17 protein-coding genes are annotated in these 20797 nt (G+C 68.1%); 8 read left to right on the top strand and 9 right to left on the bottom strand.

The genetic code is table 11. The features are described from left to right. Window positions 1-2 precede the first annotated feature (2 nt). The 7 genes from QH470_RS11670 to QH470_RS11640 all read right to left on the bottom strand — a co-directional run bounded on the left by QH470_RS11670 (window position 3) and on the right by QH470_RS11640 (window position 7699). Window positions 3-935, bottom strand: coding sequence for a decaprenyl-phosphate phosphoribosyltransferase (locus tag QH470_RS11670; RefSeq protein ID WP_280272335.1), 933 nt, complete (start codon window positions 933-935; stop codon window positions 3-5). Between the two features lies 1 nt (window position 936). Next, window positions 937-1530, bottom strand: coding sequence for a phosphatase PAP2 family protein (locus tag QH470_RS11665; protein ID WP_280272334.1), 594 nt, complete (start codon window positions 1528-1530; stop codon window positions 937-939). Further along, complete coding sequence (locus QH470_RS11660; protein WP_280272333.1) at window positions 1527-3464, bottom strand: glycosyltransferase; 1938 nt, start codon at window positions 3462-3464, stop codon at window positions 1527-1529. The genes QH470_RS11665 and QH470_RS11660 overlap by 4 nt, the downstream gene beginning before the upstream one ends. Next, window positions 3461-4663, bottom strand: a complete 1203-nt coding sequence (glf, locus tag QH470_RS11655) for a UDP-galactopyranose mutase (RefSeq protein ID WP_280272332.1) — start codon at window positions 4661-4663, stop codon at window positions 3461-3463. Before glf ends, QH470_RS11660 begins: the two co-directional genes overlap by 4 nt. Window positions 4664-4708: 45 nt before the next feature. Next, entirely contained in the window at window positions 4709-5158 is a 450-nt protein-coding gene (locus tag QH470_RS11650) for a hypothetical protein (protein WP_280272331.1), read from the bottom strand. A gap of 194 nt (window positions 5159-5352) precedes the next feature. After that, window positions 5353-6138: a MerR family transcriptional regulator gene (locus tag QH470_RS11645; protein WP_280272330.1), complete on the bottom strand. Its 786-nt coding sequence runs from the start codon at window positions 6136-6138 to the stop codon at window positions 5353-5355. Window positions 6139-6196: 58 nt separating this feature from the next. After that, on the bottom strand, window positions 6197-7699 hold the full coding sequence (locus QH470_RS11640; protein WP_280272329.1) for a SpoIID/LytB domain-containing protein: 1503 nt from the start codon (window positions 7697-7699) through the stop codon (window positions 6197-6199). A 225-nt stretch (window positions 7700-7924) separates the two neighbouring features. Here QH470_RS11640 and QH470_RS11635 point away from each other — a divergent pair, with 225 nt between their 5' ends. Both QH470_RS11635 and QH470_RS11630 read left to right on the top strand, forming a co-directional pair. Further along, complete coding sequence (locus QH470_RS11635) at window positions 7925-10234, top strand: N-acetylmuramoyl-L-alanine amidase (protein ID WP_280272328.1); 2310 nt, start codon at window positions 7925-7927, stop codon at window positions 10232-10234. A gap of 54 nt (window positions 10235-10288) precedes the next feature. Next, complete coding sequence (locus QH470_RS11630) at window positions 10289-10750, top strand: AAA family ATPase (protein ID WP_280272327.1); 462 nt, start codon at window positions 10289-10291, stop codon at window positions 10748-10750. An 11-nt stretch (window positions 10751-10761) separates the two neighbouring features. Here QH470_RS11630 and QH470_RS11625 read toward each other — a convergent pair whose 3' ends face one another. Beyond that, window positions 10762-11604 (bottom strand): HAD family hydrolase, encoded by an 843-nt coding sequence (locus tag QH470_RS11625; RefSeq protein WP_280272326.1) that lies wholly within the window; start codon window positions 11602-11604, stop codon window positions 10762-10764. 184 nt (window positions 11605-11788) lie between these two features. On the opposite strand from QH470_RS11625, the gene QH470_RS11620 reads away from it, so the two are divergent. From QH470_RS11620 to QH470_RS11595, 6 genes are read left to right on the top strand one after another with little or no spacing between them, the layout of a single operon-like run. Next, window positions 11789-12769 (top strand): ABC transporter permease, encoded by a 981-nt coding sequence (locus tag QH470_RS11620; RefSeq protein WP_280272325.1) that lies wholly within the window; start codon window positions 11789-11791, stop codon window positions 12767-12769. Beyond that, complete coding sequence (locus QH470_RS11615) at window positions 12766-13716, top strand: ABC transporter permease (RefSeq protein WP_280272324.1); 951 nt, start codon at window positions 12766-12768, stop codon at window positions 13714-13716. Before QH470_RS11620 ends, QH470_RS11615 begins: the two co-directional genes overlap by 4 nt. Beyond that, on the top strand, window positions 13713-15548 hold the full coding sequence (locus QH470_RS11610; RefSeq protein ID WP_280272323.1) for an ABC transporter ATP-binding protein: 1836 nt from the start codon (window positions 13713-13715) through the stop codon (window positions 15546-15548). Before QH470_RS11615 ends, QH470_RS11610 begins: the two co-directional genes overlap by 4 nt. Window positions 15549-15558: 10 nt before the next feature. Beyond that, window positions 15559-17235 (top strand): ABC transporter family substrate-binding protein, encoded by a 1677-nt coding sequence (locus QH470_RS11605; RefSeq protein WP_280272322.1) that lies wholly within the window; start codon window positions 15559-15561, stop codon window positions 17233-17235. A gap of 29 nt (window positions 17236-17264) precedes the next feature. Further along, complete coding sequence (locus QH470_RS11600) at window positions 17265-18935, top strand: ABC transporter family substrate-binding protein (RefSeq protein WP_280272321.1); 1671 nt, start codon at window positions 17265-17267, stop codon at window positions 18933-18935. A 56-nt stretch (window positions 18936-18991) separates the two neighbouring features. Beyond that, window positions 18992-19591: a hypothetical protein gene (locus tag QH470_RS11595; RefSeq protein ID WP_425302654.1), complete on the top strand. Its 600-nt coding sequence runs from the start codon at window positions 18992-18994 to the stop codon at window positions 19589-19591. 15 nt (window positions 19592-19606) lie between these two features. Here QH470_RS11595 and QH470_RS11590 read toward each other — a convergent pair whose 3' ends face one another. Next, window positions 19607-20617 carry an agmatine deiminase family protein gene (locus tag QH470_RS11590; RefSeq protein ID WP_280272319.1) on the bottom strand — a complete coding sequence of 337 codons (1011 nt, stop codon included), beginning with the start codon at window positions 20615-20617 and terminating at the stop codon, window positions 19607-19609. Window positions 20618-20797: the final 180 nt, after the last annotated feature.

The raw sequence follows: 20797 nt of genomic DNA, 5'->3' as shown, positions 1-20797 counted from the left end.
CGTCAGGCGAGATAGACAGCGACACCTACCGCTCCGATCCAGGCGATGGCCAGGAGCTGCAATATGCGGTCCCCCAGCGCGATCTCTTCGGGTTCACCGGCCTCGCCGCCATCGACGTCGACCGCGTAACGCAGGATTGCGATCGTAAACGGAATCATCGAGATCGCATACCACTGGGTGTCCTTGTACTGCTGTTGCTGAAATGCCCACAGGCCGTAGAACACGACGACCGCGGTCGCCGACAACGTCCAGATGAAGCGTAGGTAGGTGGGCGTGTAGTACTGCAGCGACTTGCGGATCTTCGCGCCCGTGTCGAGCGCGATCTTCAACTCCGCGTATCGCTTTCCGGCCGCCATGAACAGCGAGCCGAACGCCATGATCAGCAGGAACCACTGCGACAGTTCGATACTCGCCGCGGCGCCACCGGCGACCGCGCGCAGCAGGAAGCCCGACGACACGATGGAGATGTCGAGCACCGCCTGGTGCTTGAGACCGAAGCAGTAGGCCAGCTGGATGCCGATGTAGACCGCCATCACCACGGCCAGATGCCAGGACGCCGCGAACGATATCGCGACCGAACCGACCAGCAGCACGACCGCCAGCATGTAGGCGAGATTGACCGGAACCACACCGGCCGCGATCGGCCGATAGCGCTTGGTCGGGTGCGCCCGGTCGGCCTCCACGTCCTTCGCGTCGTTGATCAGGTAGATCCCCGAGGCCGCCAGACAGAACACCACGAAGGCGATCCCGACATGTCCCAGTACCGAGACACTCGAGACCGCGTCCTTGCCCGCCGCCAGCGGAGCCGCCAGCACCAGGACGTTCTTCACCCACTGGCGCGGCCGCATCGCCTTGACGAGGCCGCCGGCCAGGGTCTTCGGCGGACCTTTGATGACGGCCTCGTCCAGGTCGACGCTGGTCGGCTCTTCACTCATATCAACGAGGGTTCTTTCCTGTGCGGTCACGGGTTCTCTTTTCGGCGGCGAGCACGGCGGCTGCGGACGCGGCGCCCAGCGCGGACCCGGCGAGCACATCCGAGGGGTAGTGCACCCCGAGCACGATCCGGGACAGCAGCATCGGCGGCACGAGCACCGCAGGCAAGGGTAGCCCGGTCAGTCTGCCGAGCAATACCGCCGCCGCGGTCGTGGAGGTCGCGTGCGACGACGGGAAGCTGAGTTTGCTCGGCGTCGACACGTTGACCTGCACCGACGGATCGTGCGGGCGCGGGCGGCGGACGATTCGCTTGATGATCACCGACGCGGCGTGCGCCCCGAAGGCGCCGACCGCGACCCCGGCCCACTGCCGCCGGCGCGGCTTGTCCAGCAAGGCGCCGGCGGCGCCGATGCCCACCCAGCCCAGCGAGTGCTCGCCGAAGTGCGACAGCCCGCGGGCCACCCTGACCACGGCCGGGTTCCGGCCGATGGTGCCCTGCACCGCGTTGATGATCTTGACCTCGGCGGGCGAGGCGACGGGCTCGGGCACGACGTGCAGGCGCGGCGCGTCGGCCGACTCGGGTACCGCCGCTGTCATTTCTCGCTCCCTGTGTCGCCGCCGATGCCGAACGCGTTCTCCCAGGCCGCCGTGCTGGTCAACCGCGGATGTGCGGCACGATACTGCTCGCGCAGAGCCGGGAAGCGACCGGCCAGCTCCCGGCGCAGCGCGATCGCCTCCTTGAACAGTCCCCACGCCTGCCGCGGGTCGCGCTTGCGGTAGACCACGCCGCGGCCGTCGGCGGTGGTGACCGTGACGCCGTCGACCTGCGAGAGCAGGAACCAGCGGGCGTCCAGCGTCGGGACGTTGAGCTGCGGGCGGTCGTGGTGTTCCGACTTGGCCGGACGCAGGTTGTGCAGCACGCCCTTGCCGAGGCGGACGATCTTGGCGATCGGGTTGCCCGGCTCGCCCACCGCGCCCACATCGGCGCCGCTGGGCAGCGGCAGTGTGGTGGAGGAGGGCAGGGTGACCGCGTCCGGGAAGTCCTTGCGCAGCCGCGCCACGTCGCCCAGCGCACTGGGCAACAGCTGGAACAGCCGGTCCGGTCCCGCCAGAAAGTCGCGGATCGCCTGGTTCTGGATGGCGACCGTCGAATACTCCAGGCACAGCAGGTGTTTCAGCGTCGCCTTGACCGTGTTGACGATCATCGGGCGACCGTCGTTGCCCAGGTGCAGGGCCGCCACCACGAGCCGGTTGCGCAGGTGGAAGTACGCCTGCCAGTCGATGGCGTCGTCCTTGTCGCTCCAGGCCATGTGCCACACCGCGGCGCCGGGCAGGGTGACCGTCGGATACCCGGCGGCGCGAGCGCGCAGGCCGTATTCGACGTCGTCCCACTTCAGGAACAGCGGCAGCGGCTGGCCGATCTCCTCGGCGACCACGCGCGGGATCACGCAGGTCCACCAGCCGTTGAAATCGACGTCGATGCGCCGGTGCAGCAGCTTGGAGTTGTCGCGGTCGCGCAGCGGGTACTTGGAGAAGTCGTGGTCGTACTCGACGTTCGGCGCCGCGGTCCACATCCAGATGCCGCGGTCCACGACCTCGCCCATGGTGTGCAGGTGCGAACGCTCCTGCAGGTTCAGCATCTGGCCGCCGACCAGGGTGGGCGTGCGGGCGAAGCGGGCGAAGGCCAGCGCGCGCAGAATGCAGTCCGGCTCGATCTCGATGTCGTCGTCCATGTAGACGATGTACTGGGCGTCGGTGGTCTTCAGCGCCTCGTACATGACCCGGCTGTAGCCGCCGGAGCCGCCGAGATTGGGCTGGTCGTGAATGGCCAGCCGGTCGCCCAGCACCGCCGCGGCCTCGGCGAAGCCCGGCTCGTCGACGGCCTTGCGGTTGCCCTGGTCGGGGATGATGACGGCCTTGATCTGCGCCAGCACCAGCGGGTCGGAGCCCAGGGCCGCAAGGGTTTTCACGCAGTCGGTGGGCCGGTTGAAGGTGGGCATGCCGACCGCGATGCTGCCCTCGCCCGGCGCCTCCACCGGCGCGTACCAGCCGCCGCTGCGCAGGTCGACGTGCGAATCGGTGGTGATGTCGAACCAGATCCAGCCGCCGTCCTCGAACGGGCCCAGGTCCACCTCGAACTCGATGGTGGCGACGTCGTCCGCACCCTTGGTGGCGAACTCGTTGCCCTGCACGTGGATTCGGGAACCGTCCGCCTTGGACCGGTACACGTCCACCCGGCCGTGCCCGGACAGCTCCAGGCGCAGCACGACGGACTTCAGCACCGTCCAGCGCCGCCAGTAGCTGGCCGGCACGGCGTTGAAGTAGGTGCAGAACGACACCTCGGATTCGGCGCCGATCGACAGCGACGTGCGCGTAGTCGCGTGCGCGCGACGGGCGTTGGTCTCCGACTCCTCGAGATAGAGGGTGCGCACGTCCAGCGGTTCGCCCGGCCGCGGCAGGATGATGCGCTGCAGCAGGGATTTCGCGCGGGTCTCGGTGGTTGTCGTCATCTCTTCCAGGGTGGTCGTCATTCCGCAACCTCGTCCACCAGAGGCGCGCCGGACTCCAGATGCGGCCGCAGCACGTTGTCGAACATGCTGAGCGCGCTGCCGATCGCCATGTGCATGTCCAGGTACTGATAGGTGCCCAGGCGGCCACCGAAAACCACCTTCGCGGAGGCGGTTTCGGCCTTGGCGCGGTCGCGGTAGGCCAGCACCTTCTGCCGGTCCTCCGGGGTGTTGATCGGGTAGTACGGCTCGTCGCCGGTCTGCGCGAAGCGCGAGAACTCGCGCTGGATCACCGTCTTGTCGTCCGGGTACCAGTCCCGCTCGGGGTGGAAGTGCCGCGGCTCGATGATGCGGGTGTAGGGCGCGTCCTCGTCGTTGTAGTTCATGACCGAAGTGCCTTGGAAGTCACCGGTTTCCAGCACCTCGGTCTCGAAATCGATGGTGCGCCAGCCCAGTTCGCCCTCGGCGTAGTCGAAGTAGCGGTCCAGCGGGCCGGTGTAGACGACCGGCGCGTCCGGGCTCTGCGCGCGCAGTTCCTCGCGCACCTCGAACCAGTCGGTGTCCAGCCGCACCTCGATGAGGTCGGATTCGGCCATCCGGGCCAGCCAGGCGGTGTAGCCGTCCTTGGGCAGGCCCTCGTAGGTGTCGTTGAAATAGCGGTTGTCGAAGGTGTAGCGCACCGGCAGGCGGGTGATGGTGCTGGCCGGCAGGTTCTTCGGGTCGGTCTGCCACTGCTTGGCGTTGTAGCCGCGGATGAAGGCCTCGTAGAGGGGGCGGCCGATCAGCGAGATCGCCTTCTCCTCCAGATTACTCGCGTCCTTGGTGTCGATCTCCGCGGCCTCTTTCGCGATCAGCGCGCGGGCCTCGTCGGGGGTGAAGTAGCGGCCGTAGAACTGCGAGATCAGGCCCAGCCCCATCGGGAACTGGTAGGCCTGACCCTTGTGCATCGCGAACACGCGGTGCTGGTAGCCGGTGAATTCGGTGAATTGGTTGACGTAATCCCAGACCCGCTTGTTCGACGTGTGGAACAGGTGGGCCCCGTATTTGTGTACCTCGATGCCGGTTTCCGGATCGGCTTCCGAGTAGGCGTTGCCGCCGAGATGGTAACGACGTTCGACCACCAGCACCCGCTTGCCGAGCAGGTTGGCGGCACGTTCGGCAATGGTCAGCCCGAAGAAGCCGGAGCCGACGACGATGAGATCGAAGGGGGATGCGACGGTCACGGGTGCCCAGCGTAGCCGTCCGCCCCGGCGGCGTCTGCCCGCCCGTCAGTAATACGGGTAGGGCGGTCGGCGGCCCTCCGCACACCAGCGTTTGGTGGAGCCCGCCAGGGTGAGGGCCAGTATGAGGACGGCGACGAGTACGCCGATCACACCCGGAACGGCGCTGACCGGGACCGGAGACAGGATTCCGGTGATCGTGCCGGCGAAACCGCCCAGCAGGCCGAGGGTGGCGAGAATGATCAGGATGACCCGTCCGGCATTCTTGCGGTTCATCACCAGAATGCCGCCGAGCAGCAACAGCAGGACGATGCCGCCCTCGACCGCGGCCGAGAGGTAGAACAGGTCGCGGGCCTCCTCGCTCGCCGCGTCGTTGTGGTACTGGTCGTACCCCACGCTGACCGAGGCGATTACCCCGAAGACGCCGAACAGGGCGAGCAGAATCGCGAGAATGCCCGCCGTGATCGCGGCCCCGCCGCTCGCCGGTGGTTGGTACATCGGCTGTGGATAGCCGTAACTTGGATAACCCGCGGGCGATGGATGACCGTAGGCCGGATATTCGGGCGGCGGATAGCCGTGAGCCGGGTACTCCTGGTGGCCGTATGGCTGGTGCAACGTATTTCCCCCTTCTGCACTCGGACTGTACCGGGTGCCGGTCGGCGTTTCGAAACGCCGTCCGGCCCCGAATCCGCTTACGACAGGTGGGTTTCGGCGTAGGCCCGCATGGCGTCGCGGACGAACTCGGCCGTGCCGGGGCCGTGCTTGTCGTAGTTGACGCCGAAACGTGGGTCGGCAACGTACATTTCACCGAGGTTGGTGAAGTAGTCCCGGTTCGGGCACTTGCCCTGCCAGCCGATCGTCACCCAGTCGTAGTGGCGCTGCGTGATGGCCAGCACCTCGGCGCTGCCGGGCGCGAGACCCGCGCGATGCGCCTTGCCGTAATCGGTGGCGATATCGATCTGCGTCCGCAGGAACTCCTGCTTCTCCGCCTCGCCGAGCGACCGCCACCAGCGGTCGCCCTGCTCGTAGGCGTCCTTGCCCCAGCGTTCGATCACCTCGTCCTTGTACTGCGTGTGGTCGAAACCGTCGAATACCTCGTCCGCCATGAGTGGCTCACCTGCTTCCGTCTTGCGCAATGTGGTGTGCACCGACGCGATCAGCCGGGCGATCCGGTCCTGCTCCTGGCGCAGCAGATCCAGATGCGCCCGCAGCGCGGCCGCCGCATCCTGTTCGCCCGCAAGCACTTCGGCGATGACCGGCAGGCCGAGGCCGAGTTCCCGCAGCAACAGGATGCGTTGCAACCGCACGAGGGAGTCCTGGTCGTAGTAGCGGTATCCGTTGGTCCCGATCCGGCTGGGCGGCAACAGCCCCAGTTCGCCGTAGTGGCGCAATGTCCGGCTGGTGGTACCGGCGGCCTTCGCCAGTTCCTGAATGGACCACTCACCCCGGCCCTTCCCTCCGGACCCCGCCCTGACCACCGCTTTTCCTCTCGTCCGCGTCGACACTTCCAGCTTGCAAGTTGACGCTACGTCAAGGTCAAGCCCATTCGGGATCCGACGGTGGGGTCTCACCCTCCGCGCCTTCGGCGGACGGCTGCGAATACTCGGAACCGGCATCGAAATCGCCAGGCTCCGTGGAGAATTGGGGATCTTCGGGGACGGCTCCGGTGTGCTGCGGTAGTTGCACCGCTTCGTCCGGCAGGACCGTCGGGCGCGGCGTAGGGGTCGAGGCGGTGTTGGGTGGGGCTGTGCCGCTGGGGATCGCGGCGCTGCCGGGGGCGGCGTCGGACCGGGGGCCGGGAGTGGTGGCCATCTCCGGCGCGACTTGGAGCAGGGTGTCGAAGTCGACGACGCGAGCGCCCAGGACCGGGGTGGCAATGATGACGCCGTTGTCGAACATGCGATATGTCCCGATTCGGCCGGGCAGCAACGACTCCGGGCCGCGCGCCGCGCCGAGCGGTCCGGCCGAACCGCCGGTCTCGGCGTACTTGACGTCGATGACGCTGTTGCCGCGCACGGCCTGCTGGCCGTAGTCGTCGCGAGGCGGCGGGGCGGGGGCGGGAGCCAGCTCGTCGGGACTCGGGCCGACCTCGAGGGTGTCGATGTCGATGGGCTGCCCGCCGCCCGGGGCCGCCGAGTACTCGGTGCGCAGAATTCGCCCGTCGCGCAACAACACTCGGCCGGAGGTCGCCCGGACCGCCTCGGCCGCCCGCGGATCCTCCTTCTCGGTGCCGGGATAGACCTGGCAATCGGTGATGTCGCAGGTCTGGGCGTAGGGATAGCGCTGCTCGGCCAGGGCGTAGGAGCGGGCCGCGATCGCCTGCGCGCGCAAGGCTTCCGCGCCGCCCTGGTCGGCCCAGTCGGCCTGCATCTCGGCCGGGACCACGCCCATCAGGTAGTCGTCGACGTCGACCTGGTTGACCGTGCGGGCGTCGCCGTTCTCGAGGGTGACGCCGAGGGCGCCGCGATACGTGCCGCCGCCGCACACCTTCAGGTGCTCGGCCGCCGGGCGGTCGGTGCCGGGCACGACCGGGTAGGCCCACGGGTCGGCGGTGGCCCCCTGCCAGATCACGTCGCCGTCGCAACCGGCCGTGATCACGACATTGGCGCCGCCGTCGGGCATCGGGGTGAGATGCGCGGCCTGACCGGCGACGACCCGCCGATCGGCGACCGTCAGCCCGGCGTCGGAGAAGACGTCGAGGGTCTCGTTGTCGTCGGCCGTCAACCGGACACCGACGGTGGTCGGCGCGATCGTCCCGAGGACGGCGCCCGGGTAGTAGTGCGCCAGGATGTCCTCGGCCGCTGCGCCGGCCAGCGCCTGGTCGAACGCGCCGACCTGACTCATGCCGCGGCCGTGCCCGACGCCGGCCAGCGGCCGGTACGGCGCGGGTCCGCCGGGCCACGTCCCGGTCAGCACGACCGCACCGCCCGTCAGGGTCAGCGCGACCAGTCCCGCTCCCACGGCGTGTCGCCGTCGGCGGCGGCGCGACAACTCGCCCTGTCGCTGTACCGCGACCCACCGTCGTCTCGCGCTTGCCATGTGCACTCCCACGGGTTTCGCGGGCGGCCCCTGCCGGTCGGTTCCGTTCGGCATGTCCTGCCCACTGTGCGGCTATTTGGAAGCTACATTCGAGCTATCGACCTCTAATCCTCAACTGAAGGTTTAGATTTGTGAAGATTGTGACTAGTGTGACCATTGTTCCGTCAGGAATCAACCCTGCTCCGCAGTTGACGGTCAACGGTTCTACCTGAAGGGGAGAGGCTCGTGCCGTACCGCAGACCGAAACGCCCGTACATTCTTCCGGTGGTGGCCACCCTGGTGGTCACCGCGCCGCTCGCGGGTCTCGTCCTGCGCGACACGCCCGACTATCACTCGGCAAACGAAAGCAATCTCGCGGCGATCCCAGCGCAACTCACCGAGGTGGCGCTGGCCTCCGCGCCGGACGTCGTCCTGCCGCTGCGCGAACTCACCGGCCTCGACCTGCCCGACCTGCGCCTGTCGGATCTGCGCAAACTGCCGCTGCCCCGCGCGGTCCCGGTGCCGCCGGGCCTACCCGCACCGCCGGGCGTGCAGCTACCCAGCGAGATCCCCCTGCCTCAGTTCGGTCCGTCCCAGACCACGACGGCACAGCCCACGCCGTCCCAAAAGCCCAGCGGCGCACCCGGTTTCATCGCGGCCCCACTCGAGGAACCCACCCCGGGCACCGATGCGGCCCTCCCGCCCGCTGCCGACCCGAACGCCCCGGAGCCCTCACCCGGTGCTGACTCGAGCGCCCCCGCTCCGGCCACCGACCCAGCACCCCCATCCGGTGCCGACCCGAACGCCGCTGCCCCGGCCACCGACCCAGCGCTCCCGCCCGGCGGGGACCCGAACGCCCCGGCCCCGGCCACCGACTCAGCACCCCCATCCGGGGAACCGAACGCTCCCGCTGCGGCCTCCGACCCAGCGCTCGCACCCGGTGCGGACCCACATTCGCCGGCGCTGGCTCCCGGCGCGGTCGCGCCCGAACTCGCCGACCGGGTCGGTGCGGAGGTCAAGGAACTCAGTCGTGAGACACCGTTCAGCATGGTCGCGCTGACCGCTGAAAACCTGAGCGGCACCAAGGCATTGGTGCGGGCGAAGACTTCCGACGGCAGCTGGGGGCCGTGGTTCTCCACCGAACAGGTCGACACGCGCGCCGACGACCACACGCCGCCGGGCCGGACCGGCACCGAACCGATCTACGTCGGCAAGACCAACTCGGTCCAGGTGCTCACCACCCGCAAGGCGGCCGCGCCGACGCCCGGCACCGTGCCCGCGCGCTCCGGCGACCCCGCCCAGCTGGCCGCCTCGACGCTGTCGGCGGTACTGATCGATCCGGGTCGCGGCGTGGCCGACGACAATCTGACCCGCGTGGCCGCCCCGCTCTCGGGCGGCGGACCCAAGGTGATCAGCCGGGCCCAGTGGGGCGCCGACGAATCGATCCGCTGCGAGGAACCGACCTACGACGACGGCCTCGGCGGCATCACCGTGCACCACACCGCGGGCCGCAACGATTACTCCAAGGCCGAATCGGCCGGGATCGTCCGGGCCATCTACGCCTATCACGCGAAGACCCTGGGCTGGTGCGACATCGGCTACCACGCCCTGGTCGACAAGTACGGGCAGATCTTCGAAGGTCATTCCGGCGGCCTGGACCGGCCGGTGCAGGGCGCGCACGCGGGCGGGTTCAACGAGAACACCTCCGGCGTCGCGCTGATGGGCGATTTCGAGACCGAGCCGCCCACCGACGCCGCGATCCAGGCGGCCGGGCAGTTCATCGGGTGGCGCGCGAAAGTCGGCGGCCTGAACCCGCTGAGCAAGACCACGATGTACTCCGAGGGCACCGAATTCACGCCGTACGCCCAGGGCGAGGCGGTGCAGTTGCCCACGGTGTTCGCCCACCGCGACGTCGGCAACACCACCTGTCCGGGCGATGCCGCGTACGCGCTGATGGACCGCATCCGCGAGATCGCCGCGGGCAGCGGCACACCGCTGGCCACCCGCGCGGGCAACAACACCGCGCCCGGCGCACAGCGCCCCGGCACCGATCTCGCGGCACTGGCCGGCCTGACCGGCCGGGTACTCGGCATGGTCGAGGAGAACCTCGTCGCCCGGTACTGGGCCGAACAGGGCGGGCCCGACGGGCATCTGGGCGCCGCGGCTTCCGAACCGCAGCCGACCGCAAACGGCGGCCAGTACGCGAAATTCGTCAACGGCTACGTCTACGCCGCTCCGGACGGCAATGTGATCGAGGTGGTCGGCCACATCCTGGACCGCTTCGTCCAGCTCGGCGCCGAAACCGGCCTGCTGGGCCTGCCGCTGCGCAACGCCTACCCCGTCCCGGACGGCCTGCGCTCGGATTTCGAGAACGGCTCCCTGATCCTGAACCAGGTGACAGGCATCGTCACCACGCTGCTGAAGACCTACAACGACACCCAGCAGACAGGGAACCCGATCCCCGCCCAACCGGCCGCACCCGCTCCCGAGCAGATCGCGGCCCCCGCACCCGACTCCGCGCCGGAGTACGACCCGACGACCCCACCGGCCCCATAGCTCCACCACCGCCCCCGACGACCTGAAATCGAGAGCCCACCATAGGCTTTCACCGTGACCAACGTGCTGATCACCGGCATGTCCGGAGTAGGCAAGACATCGCTGCTGGACGAACTCGCCCGGCGCGGCCACCGCACGGTCGACACCGACTACGGCGACTACCACGAAACGATTGCGGGCGAACGACTCTGGCGCGCCGACCGGATCGACGCGCTGCTGTCCGCCGCGCCGGGCGCCACCGGTGTGCTGTTCGTCCAGGGCACGACGCGCAACCAGACCGAGTTCTATTCGCGTTTCGACCACATCGTCCTGCTCAGCGCGCCCGCCGAAATCCTGGTCGAACGTCTGGCCACGCGCACCGGCAATCCGTACGGCAAGGATCCGGCCGAACTCGCGGAGACGCTGGAATACCTCGAGACCGTCGAACCGCTGCTACGGCAGGCGGCCACGCTCGAGGTGGTCACGACCGTCCCCGTCGACCGGGTGGCCGACATTGTGCTCGGACAGGTGGCCTGATCGAGGTGCGATCAGACGGCCCACCAGCGTTCCAGGACTCGCGCTACGCCGTCGGCCGAATTGGTGGCGGTGACCTCGTCGGCGGCGGCGCGGGCCTCGGGGTGCGCGTTGGCCATCGCGACGCCGTGTCCGGCCATGCGCAGCATCGGAACATCGTTGGGCATATCGCCGAAGGCGACCATGGTGGCGTGCTGAACGCCCAAGCGCTGCGCCACCATTGCCAGTCCGGAGGCCTTGGTGACACCCGGCGCCGACAGCTCGATCAGTCCGTTGTTGGTGGAGTAGGTGATGTCGGCGCGCCCGGACAGTTCCGGTTCCAGCGCCGCCCGCATGTCCGCGCTGGCCGCGCCGGGCAGCCGGATCAGCATCTTGATGGCAGGCGCGGCGAGCACCTCGCGCCGGGCCACCTGGGTGTCGTCCGGGTTCAGCCAAGCGTGTTCGTACTCCGGCGAACTCACGAACTGCGGGGTGGCCGCGTCGTGCGCGCTCGCGCCGACCCGTTCGGCGGCCAGGCCGCAACCGGGCAGCACCCGCTCGGCCAACTCGGCGATCGCGGCCAGGCTCGCCATATCGAGAACGCTGGTGTGCAGGATGCGATCGGACGCGCTGTCGTAGATCACCGCGCCGTTGCCGCACACGCACAGCGGCGCGTATCCGAGCCCCTCGACGACCGGATCGATCCAGCGCGGCGGGCGGCCGGTGGCGAGTACGAACTGCACTCCGTCGGCGATGAGCGCCGCGACCGCGGCCCGCGTGCGCGGGGTGACCTGCTCACGCTCATCGATGAGCGTGCCATCGACATCGGTGGCCACCATCTTGGGTTTGGGCAGGTGCAGACGCGTCACCTCTTCCATCCTGCCCGAACCCGCACCCCGGCCGTAAGATCAGCCCCCTTACCACGGCTGCCGAACCACCGCCGGTACGCGCGACACTGGTGCACGATGTGCTGACGATCCACGCATGTCACGGCTGTCCTCGACACGCCATGATCGCCAGCTGTCCTTATGATCAGGCCTAGCAACCGACCCGAGGGGACCGATGACCGGCTTTCTGCTACGACGCGCGCTCAATTATGTCGTGCTGCTGGTGCTGGCGACCTTTCTGACCTTCACCCTGGCATCACTGACCTTCCGCCCGCTGGACAGCCTCGAGCAGCGCAATCCGCGCCCGCCGCAGTCGGTGATCGACGCGAAGGCCGCCGAACTGCACCTCGACGAACCGATCCCGCAGCGCTATGTCACCTGGGTCAGCGGCATCACCCACGGCGACTTCGGAACCACGCTGGCGGGTCAGCCGGTGAGCGCGGAACTGGGCCGCCGGGTGGGAGTCAGCCTGCGGTTGCTGGTGGTCGGCTCGGTGCTCGGCACCGTGCTGGGCGTGCTGATCGGCGCGGCCGGGGCGATCCGGCAGTACCGGTTCAGCGACTACTTCACCACGATCGTCTCCCTGCTGGTGCTCAGCACACCGGTGTTCCTGCTCGCCACCCTGCTGAAATACGGTGCGCTGGAGATCAATACGGCCACCGGTCAGCAGATCTTCCTCTATACGGGCGAGACCTCCGCGAACGCCGTGCACGGGCTGTGGAATCAGTTCGTCGATCGCGTCCAGCACATGGTGGTCCCCACCCTCGGCCTCGCGCTCGCCGCCATGGCCAGTTACAGCCGCTACCAGCGCAACGCCATGCTGGACGTGCTGCAGAGCGATTTCATCCGCACCGCCCGCGCCAAGGGCCTCACCCGCAGCCGCGCGCTGTACAAGCACGGCCTGCGCACCGCGTTGATCCCGATGGCGACGCTGTTCGCCTACAGCCTCGGCGCGCTGATCACCGGCGCGACCTTCACCGAGAAGATTTTCGGCTGGCACGGCGTCGGCGAATGGCTGGTCGACGGGATCAACGCGCAGGACCTCTACGTCGTGGTGACCGTCACGGCGTTCGCCGGATTGGTGGTGCTGGTGTCGGGCCTGCTGTCCGATATCGCCTACGCGATCCTCGATCCACGGGTGCGAGTGGGAGCATGACCGAAGCCGAAATGATCATTCAGGGCGCGCCCGAGCCCCAGGCCGCCGGTCGCCGGAAACTGGTGTGGCGCAGGTTCCGCCGCAACAAGCCCGCTGTCGGCGGCGCGATCGTCCTACTGCTGATGCTGGTGCTGGCCTTCGCGCTGCCTCCCGTACTGTCCTACGACTACCAGGAATTGGACTACACGGCGCTGCTGCAGCCGCCCAGCCCGGATCATCCATTCGGCACCAACCAGATCGGTCAGGACGTGCTGGCGCAGACGCTGCGCGGTTTGCAGAAGTCGCTGCTGATCGGGTTCAGCGTCGCGTTCATCTCGAGCATCATCGCCGCCACCGCCGGATCGGTGGCAGGGCTGCTCGGCGGCTGGACCGACCGGGCCGTCATGTGGCTGGTGGATCTGCTGCTGGTGGTGCCGAGTTTCATCGTCATCGCGATCTTCGCCCCGCGGATGAAGGGCAGCGGCTCGATCCTGCTGCTGATCGTGCTGCTCGCCCTGTTCAGCTGGATGATCAGCGCCCGCATCGTGCGCGGGCTGACGCTGAGCCTGAAGGAACGCGAATTCGTCCGCGCCGCACGGTACATGGGCGCCTCGACCTGGACCGTGATCACCACCCACATCGTCCCGAACATCGCGTCCATTCTGATCATCGACACCACGCTGGCGATCGGTGTGGCGATCATGTCCGAAACGGGCCTGAGCTTCCTCGGCTTCGGCGTGCAGCCGCCGGATGTGTCCCTGGGCTCGCTGATCGCGTCCGGGACGAAGTCCGCGCTCACCTATCCGTGGCTGTTCATGTTCGCCGGTGGGCTGCTCATCGTCACCGTGCTGTGCGCCAACCTGGTCGGCGACGGGCTGCGCGATGCCTTCGACCCTACCGCCAAGCGGGCGCGGGCGCGGCGGAAGAAGTCCGACCGGGGCACCGCGCCGGAGGGAGAGGCCGCATGACCGCGCCGCTGCTGGAGGTCTCGGACCTGCACGTGTCGTTCCCCGGTGAGGAGGGGCGGATCGACGCGGTGCGCGGGGTGAACTACACGGTCTCCGACGGCGAGGTGCTGGCCATCGTCGGCGAATCCGGTTCGGGCAAGTCGGTGTCCTCGCTGGCGGTGATGGGCCTGCTGCCCGAGCAGGCGCGGGTGCGCGGCTCGATCCGGCTGCGCGGCAAGGAATTGCTGGGGATGACCGACCGGCGGCTGTCGACGCTGCGCGGCAGCCGGATCAGCATGGTCTTCCAGGACCCGCTCTCCGCGCTGACGCCGGTGTATCGGGTGGGCGACCAGATCGCGGAAGCCCTGCTGGCACACAAGAAGTTGAGCAGGCAGCAGGCCGCGGCGCGGGCCGTGGAACTGTTGGACCTGGTCGGCATTCCCGAACCGGAGGCGCGGGCCAAGGCGTTCCCGCACGAATTCTCCGGCGGCATGCGCCAGCGCGTGGTGATCGCGATGGCGATCGCCAACGACCCGGAACTGATCATCTGCGACGAACCCACCACGGCGCTGGACGTCACGGTGCAGAAGCAGATCCTGAACCTGCTGCGCAAGGCCCGCGACATCACCGGCGCGGGTGTCGTGATGATCACCCACGACATGGGGATCGCCGCCACCCTGGCCGACCGCGTGGCGGTCATGTACGCCGGCCGGGTCGTCGAGACCAGTACCGCCACCGACCTTTTCCACGCGCCCCGGATGCCCTACACGGTGGGCCTGCTGGGTTCCATCCCGCGCATCGACGGCCCGGCCCGCACCGCGCTCATCCCCATCACCGGCGCGCCGCCCGCCATGCACGCGCTGCCGCCCGGTTGCCCGTTCGCCCCGCGCTGCCCGGTCTCGATCGACGACTGCCGCACCGCCGAGCCGCCGCTGCTGGAGACCGCACCGGGGCATCGCGCCGCGTGCATCCGCACCGACGAGGTCGGCACCGAGGACTTGTTCACCGCCTACCGTCGCGAGGTGGCCGAGCCCGAGGCCGAGCCGCCGGTGGATGCCCGTGTGGTGCTGCGGGTTTCGGAGCTGACGAAAACCTTCCCCATCACCTCCGGCGTGTTCTTCAAACGCCGCAAGGGTGAGGTTCGAGCGGTCGACGGCATCGGTTTCGAGGTGCGCGGCGGGCGCACCTTCGCGCTGGTCGGCGAGTCCGGCTCCGGGAAGTCCACCACCCTGACCCAGATCATGGATCTGGTAGCGCCCGAGGCCGGGAGCATCGAGGTGCTCGGCAGTGACGTCGCGACCTTGACCAAGGCCCGCCGGCGCGAGATCCGGCGCAAGATGCAGATCGTCTTCCAGGACCCCTCGGGCTCGCTGGATCCGCGGCTGCCGATCTTCGACACGCTCGCGGAACCGCTGCGCGTCGACGGCCGGTCTCGCGACGAGGTGCGCAAGCGGGTTCCGGAACTGCTGAAACAGGTCGGCCTCAGCCCCGAGCACGCCGACCGCTATCCCCCCGACTTCTCCGGCGGCCAGAAGCAGCGCATCAACATCGCGCGCGCCCTGGCGCTGGACCCCGAACTGCTGGTGCTCGACGAGCCGGTGTCCTCGCTGGACGTCTCCATCCAGGCCGGTGTGCTGAATCTGTTGCGGGAGTTGCAGGCCGAGCGGGGGCTGTCGTATCTGTTCGTCTCCCATGATCTTTCGGTGGTGCGCAACCTGGCCCACGACATCGCGGTCATGTATCGCGGCAAGATCGTGGAATCCGGTCCCGCGGAGCAGATCTTCGAGGCGCCGCAGCACGAATACACCCGCGCGCTCATCGACGCGGTTCCCGTTCCGGTCGTCGCTGGGTAGGAGAGACGCTATGAGGATCAGGTCGCTGACGGCGTGTGCCGTCGCCCTGACGGTCGTCGCGACGGCCGGCCTGACGGGCTGCTCGGCCGGGAACCAGACGGTTCCCGGCGGCGACGTCGCGCTGGGCACGAGCAACGACATCAATCCGCAACCGCGCGAAGCGCTCCGCGACGGCGGCAACCTGCGGCTGGCGACCACGGAGTTCCCGCCCAACTGGAACACCCTGTCCAACGACGGCAACAATCTGGAGATCGCCCGCATCGTGTGGCCGATGATGCCGCGCGCGTTCATCACCGACGCGGGCGGTCGGCTGTCGGTGGATCCGGACTACTTCACCGACGTGCGATTGACCGGCACCGAGCCGCAGCAGGTCACCTACACCATCAACCCGAAAGCGGTGTGGAGCGACGGCACCCCGATCACCTGGGAGGACATCGCCGCGCAGGCCAACGCGCTCAGCGGCCGCGACAAGCGGTACCTGATCGCGGTGACCAGCGGGTTCGACCGGGTGGAGAAGGTCGAGCGCGGCGTCGACGACCGGCAGGCGATCATCACCTTCAAGCAGCACTACGCGGAATGGCAGGGGCAGTTCGCCGGTAACTCGATGCTCTTCCCGAAGTCGGTGACCGGGAATCCGGAGTCGTTCAACCACGGCCTGGTCGACCACATCACCGAGACGGCCGGTCCGTTCAGGGTGCGGTCGACCGACCGCACCCAGGGCCGGATCGTGCTGGAGCGCAATCCGAAATGGTGGGGCGAGACACCGAAGCTGGACACCATCACGGTCAGCGTGCTCGACCAGGCGGCGTGGCCGGCCGCCCTGCAGAACAACGAACTCGATGCGGCCCAGCTGTTCTCGATCTCCGACCTGGCGACCGTGCGCACCGCCGCCGGGCTGACCATCCGGCACGCGCCCGGAACCCTGTGGCGGCATCTCACCTTCAACGGCTCGCCGGGCGCCATCCTGTCGGATCCGAAACTGCGCGTGGCGATCTCGAAGGCCATCGACCGGCAGACCATCGTGAACGCCGTCTCCAACGGGCTGGAGAACGACCCGAAGCCGCTCGGCAATCACATCTACGTGCGCGGCCAGCAGGGTTACCGGGACAACAACCCGCCCTTCGATCCGGACGCGGCCGCGCGCGAACTCGACGCGCTGGGCTGGCGGTTGGAGGGTGACGTGCGCGTCAAGGACGGCCGCCGCCTCGAGATCCGGGATGTCATGTACAACAACGACGTCTGGGTGAAGGTCGCGCAGATCATCCAGCAGAATCTCGCCCGCATCGGCGTGAAGCTGACCATCGACGCGCGCCCCGGCCAGAACATCTTCTCCGACGTCTTCATCCCGGGCGACTTCGATCTGGCCCAATTCCAATGGCAGGGTGACGCTTTCCCGCTCAGCGGGGTGTCGCAGATCTACGCCTACCACCCCGACGACGTGCAGGGAAACTTCGGCCGCATCGGTTCCCCGGAACTGAACGAGCTGATCGACAAGACCCTGTCGGAACTCGATCCGCAGCGAGCGATCGAACTGGCGAACGAGGTGGATCGGGCGGTCTTCGAGGAGGGCTTCTCGCTGCCGCTGACCCAGGATCCGGGGAATTACGGCGTGCGCGCCGATATCGCCAATTTCGGGGCGCCCGGAATGGCCTCCTACGACTACACCAAGATCGGCTTCACGAAGTGATGCACCGGCCCCGACGGAAGGAGCGGTCCATGCGGATTCGTTCGACAGTTGTCCGGATAGCGGTCCCCGCGGTCGCGATCGGATTGGTCTTGTCCGGGTGTGCGGGCTCGGATGATTCAGGGGGTGGCACGTCCGCGATCGGCCTCACCAACGACATCAACCCGCACGATGTGAGCGAGTTGCGGGACGGGGGGAATCTGCGGCTGCCGTTCTCGGGCTACCCGAAGAACTGGAACAACCTGCAGATCGACAGCGACAACGACGTCACGAGTATCGAACGCCCGACGATGCCGCAGGCCTTCCGCATCGACGCCGCGGGCGAGGCCAGTCTCGACACCGACTACTTCACCAGCGTCGAACTCACCAACGCCGAGCCGCAGCAGGTTACCTACACCATCAACCCGAAGGCGGTGTGGAGCGACGGCACCCCGATCACCTGGGAAGACATCGCCTCGCAGGCCAACGCACTGAGCGGGCGCGACAAGGCGTTCCTGATCGTGGCCAACCAGGGCTTCGACCGGGTGGAGAAGGTGGAGCGCGGCGTCGACGACCGGCAGGCCGTCCTCACGTTCAACAAACCCTTCGCCGACTGGCGCGGGCAGTTCGCCGGTAACAGCTTCCTGTTTCCGAAGTCGGTGACCGCCACACCCGAGTCGTTCAACAAGAGTCTCGTCGACAACATCACGCTCACTGCCGGGCCTTTCCTCGTCCAGTCCACGGACCGCGGGCAGGGACGTATCGTGCTCGGCCGCAACCCTTTGTGGTGGGGGGAAAAACCGAAACTCGACACGATCACCTGGAGCTTGCTGGACAGCGCCGCCGACCTGCCTGCCCTGCAGAACAACGAACTGGACGCGGCCGGAATAGGGAGCCGCGACGAGCTGAAGACCGTGCAGGGCATTCCCGACGTCACCATTCGCCGCGCGCCGGCCAATCAATGGTCGCACCTGACCTTCAACGGCGCGCCCGGGTCCATCCTTTCCGATCCCAAGGTGCGCGTGGCTGTTTCGAAGGCCATCGATAGGCAGGGTATCGCCACGGCCATCGACAACGGCCTGGTCGCCGATCCCAAACCGCTGAACAACCACATCTATCTCGAGGGCCAGAAGGGTTATCAGGACAACAGCCTCGGCTACGACCCCGACGCCGCCGCCCGCGAACTCGACGAGGCGGGCTGGAAACTCAACGGCGACGTGCGGGAGAAGGACGGCCGGAAACTGGAGATCCGCGACGTCATGTACAACCAGGATGTCTGGGTACAGATGGCGCAGATCATGCAGCAGAACCTCGCCCGCATCGGCGTGAAACTCACTATCGACACCAAGCCGGGCACCGGATATTTCACCGACTTCATCCAGCCCGGTGATTTCGATGTCGCGCAGTGGTCGTGGGTCGGCGACCCGTTCCCCTTGACCAACCTGTTCCAGATCTGGGGCTACAACCCGAACGACCTGCAGGGCAACTACGGGCGCATCGGCTCTCCCGAGCTGAACGATCTCATCGAGAAGACGGTCTCCGAACTGGATCCGGCCAAGGCCATCGAGCTGGCCAATCAGGTGGACCGCAAGATCTTCGAGGAGGGGCACTCGCTCCCGCTGCTGCAGACGCCGGGCATCGTGGCGGTGCGCGCCAACCTCGCCAACTACGGCGCCCGCGGCCTGGCGACCTACGACTGGACGAAAGTCGGCTTCCTGAAGTGATTTCCGGCTCGGGCCATCCCCTGGCCTATCCGGTTCTGACGACGATCGGCGCCCTGGTGACCTGCCTCGCCTGGGCGCCGTTCGCCGATTCCGAGGAGCTGAGCATGCTGGCGGCGGTGGGATTCGTCGTGCTGGGGTACACGGCGGTGCGGCTCGCCGTCGCGTTCGCGGTCCTGCCGGTGCGCGGCCTCGCCCCCGGTATCGCGGACTGCAGGCGGGTCCGCCAGCAGCACCGGCTGGTCAGCCGTTCCTGGCTGGAGTTGGCGGCGGACGGCCGGACCCGGTGGCTGCCGGTGTATTTCGATCCGGCGCTGGTCACGCTCCAGGCTGCGCCGGCCCGATGCGGCAGCGGGGCCTTGCGTATCGGGAGTCTGCGCCTGTATCCGTCCGGCCCGGCGCGGGATTCGGAGCCGCCGGGCCGCTTGGCGGACAATCCCACGCGACCGGATCCGGACGGCCCGGCGCACGCCGAACAGTCGGCCCGGTTCGGTCGGCGGCTGCTGCTCGATGCCCAGTCGGCCATCGCCGCGCCCTTCGCCGGACTGCTGTGGGTCTATGTGGCGGGCGGCGGTTTCGTCGCGTTCATCGGCGCGACCACGGTGGCCGCGGCCGTCGCGACGTGGCTCGCGGCGATCCGGGGCTCGGATCCGAGCTGACCCTGCACTTTTCGATCACACCGCGGGTTGCTGCTGCGTGGAGCAGTGGATCCCGCCGCCACCCTCGACGACCGCGTTGTACTCCACCGGCACCACCTCCCGGCCGGGGAACGCGTCGGCCAGGATCCCGGCGGCACGGTCGTCGCCGCGGCGGTCACCGTAGGCGGGCATGTAGACGGCCTCGTTGCCGACGTAGAAATTGACGTAGGAGTACAGGAAGTCGGGGCCGCGGTCGCCGGTCAGCGCGGTCGCATCCGGTTGCGGCAGTTCGATGATCTCGAAGCGGCGGCCCGCGGCGTCGGTGGCCTCGCGCAGGATCTCGCGTGCCCGCACCGCGGCGCGGGCGAAGACGTCGCCCGGATCCGGGTGCACCGGCCAATCCACCAGCACCACGCCCGGCTCGGCGAAACGGGCGACGGCGTCGACGTGACAATCCGTGACATCCTCGCCCGCGACACCCTGCAGCCATACGACTTTGGTGACGCCGAGCATTTCGTGCAGCGCCTTTTCGATCTCCTCGTGCGCGAATCCCGGATTGCGGTTCGGGTTGACCAGCGCGCTCTCGGTGGTGAGCAGGGTCCCTTCGCCGTCCACCTCCAGTGCGCCGCCCTCGGCGACGATCGGCGCGACCACTCGCGGAATACCCGCGTGCTCGAGCAGTTTTCGCGCGACCTTCGCGTCCATGTGGTATTCGGACTTCTGTCCCCAGCCGTTGAAGTTGAAATCGATTCCGGCCGGTCCGTCCGGACCGGTGACGAATATCGGCCCGGTGTCTCGAATCCACAGATCGTCCAGTGGCGCGGGCACCACCTCCACGGTCCTACCGCACGCCCGGCGCGCCTCGTCGACCTGCTCGCGCCGGGCCAGCAGGGTCACCGGCTCGTGTGCGGCGATCGCGCGGGCCAGTCGCACGATGTCGGCGCGCACCAGCGGTAGCAACTCTTCCCACACCGATTCCTTGGCCGGCCATGCTAGCCAGGTTCGGGCGTGCGGAGCGGTTTCCGCCGGCATCACATAGCGCGTCATGCGCTCGACGCTACCGACTTTCCGGGCACGCACCAAAAGAAGTTCGCAATTCGGCGAAGCGACCACTCTTTCGCTCCGGAAACATTCTCGGCGGCTGAATCTTCAATCACATGGACATATTCGCGCCCTCGAATTCCGTGACTGAGACAGAATGTCTCCCGAGGTACGGATGAGTGCGTC

This window comes from Nocardia wallacei (assembly GCF_029868745.1).
GTDB lineage: Bacteria > Actinomycetota > Actinomycetes > Mycobacteriales > Mycobacteriaceae > Nocardia > Nocardia wallacei_B.
This window is presented reverse-complemented; position numbering and strand designations above follow the sequence as displayed.

Bases quoted from the DNA above. Each gene is read 5' to 3' on its own strand.
- QH470_RS11670 (WP_280272335.1), bottom strand. From the start codon at position 935: ATGAGTGAAGAGCCGACCAGCGTCGACCTGGACGAGGCCGTCATCAAA.
- QH470_RS11665 (WP_280272334.1), bottom strand. From the start codon at position 1,530: ATGACAGCGGCGGTACCCGAGTCGGCCGACGCGCCGCGCCTGCACGTC.
- QH470_RS11660 (WP_280272333.1), bottom strand. From the start codon at position 3,464: ATGACGACCACCCTGGAAGAGATGACGACAACCACCGAGACCCGCGCG.
- QH470_RS11650 (WP_280272331.1), bottom strand. From the start codon at position 5,158: ATGTACCAACCACCGGCGAGCGGCGGGGCCGCGATCACGGCGGGCATT.
- QH470_RS11640 (WP_280272329.1), bottom strand. From the start codon at position 7,699: ATGGCAAGCGCGAGACGACGGTGGGTCGCGGTACAGCGACAGGGCGAG.
- QH470_RS11625 (WP_280272326.1), bottom strand. From the start codon at position 11,604: ATGGAAGAGGTGACGCGTCTGCACCTGCCCAAACCCAAGATGGTGGCC.
- QH470_RS11620 (WP_280272325.1), top strand. From the start codon at position 11,789: ATGACCGGCTTTCTGCTACGACGCGCGCTCAATTATGTCGTGCTGCTG.
- QH470_RS11615 (WP_280272324.1), top strand. From the start codon at position 12,766: ATGACCGAAGCCGAAATGATCATTCAGGGCGCGCCCGAGCCCCAGGCC.
- QH470_RS11610 (WP_280272323.1), top strand. From the start codon at position 13,713: ATGACCGCGCCGCTGCTGGAGGTCTCGGACCTGCACGTGTCGTTCCCC.
- QH470_RS11605 (WP_280272322.1), top strand. From the start codon at position 15,559: ATGAGGATCAGGTCGCTGACGGCGTGTGCCGTCGCCCTGACGGTCGTC.
- QH470_RS11600 (WP_280272321.1), top strand. From the start codon at position 17,265: ATGCGGATTCGTTCGACAGTTGTCCGGATAGCGGTCCCCGCGGTCGCG.
- QH470_RS11590 (WP_280272319.1), bottom strand. From the start codon at position 20,617: ATGACGCGCTATGTGATGCCGGCGGAAACCGCTCCGCACGCCCGAACC.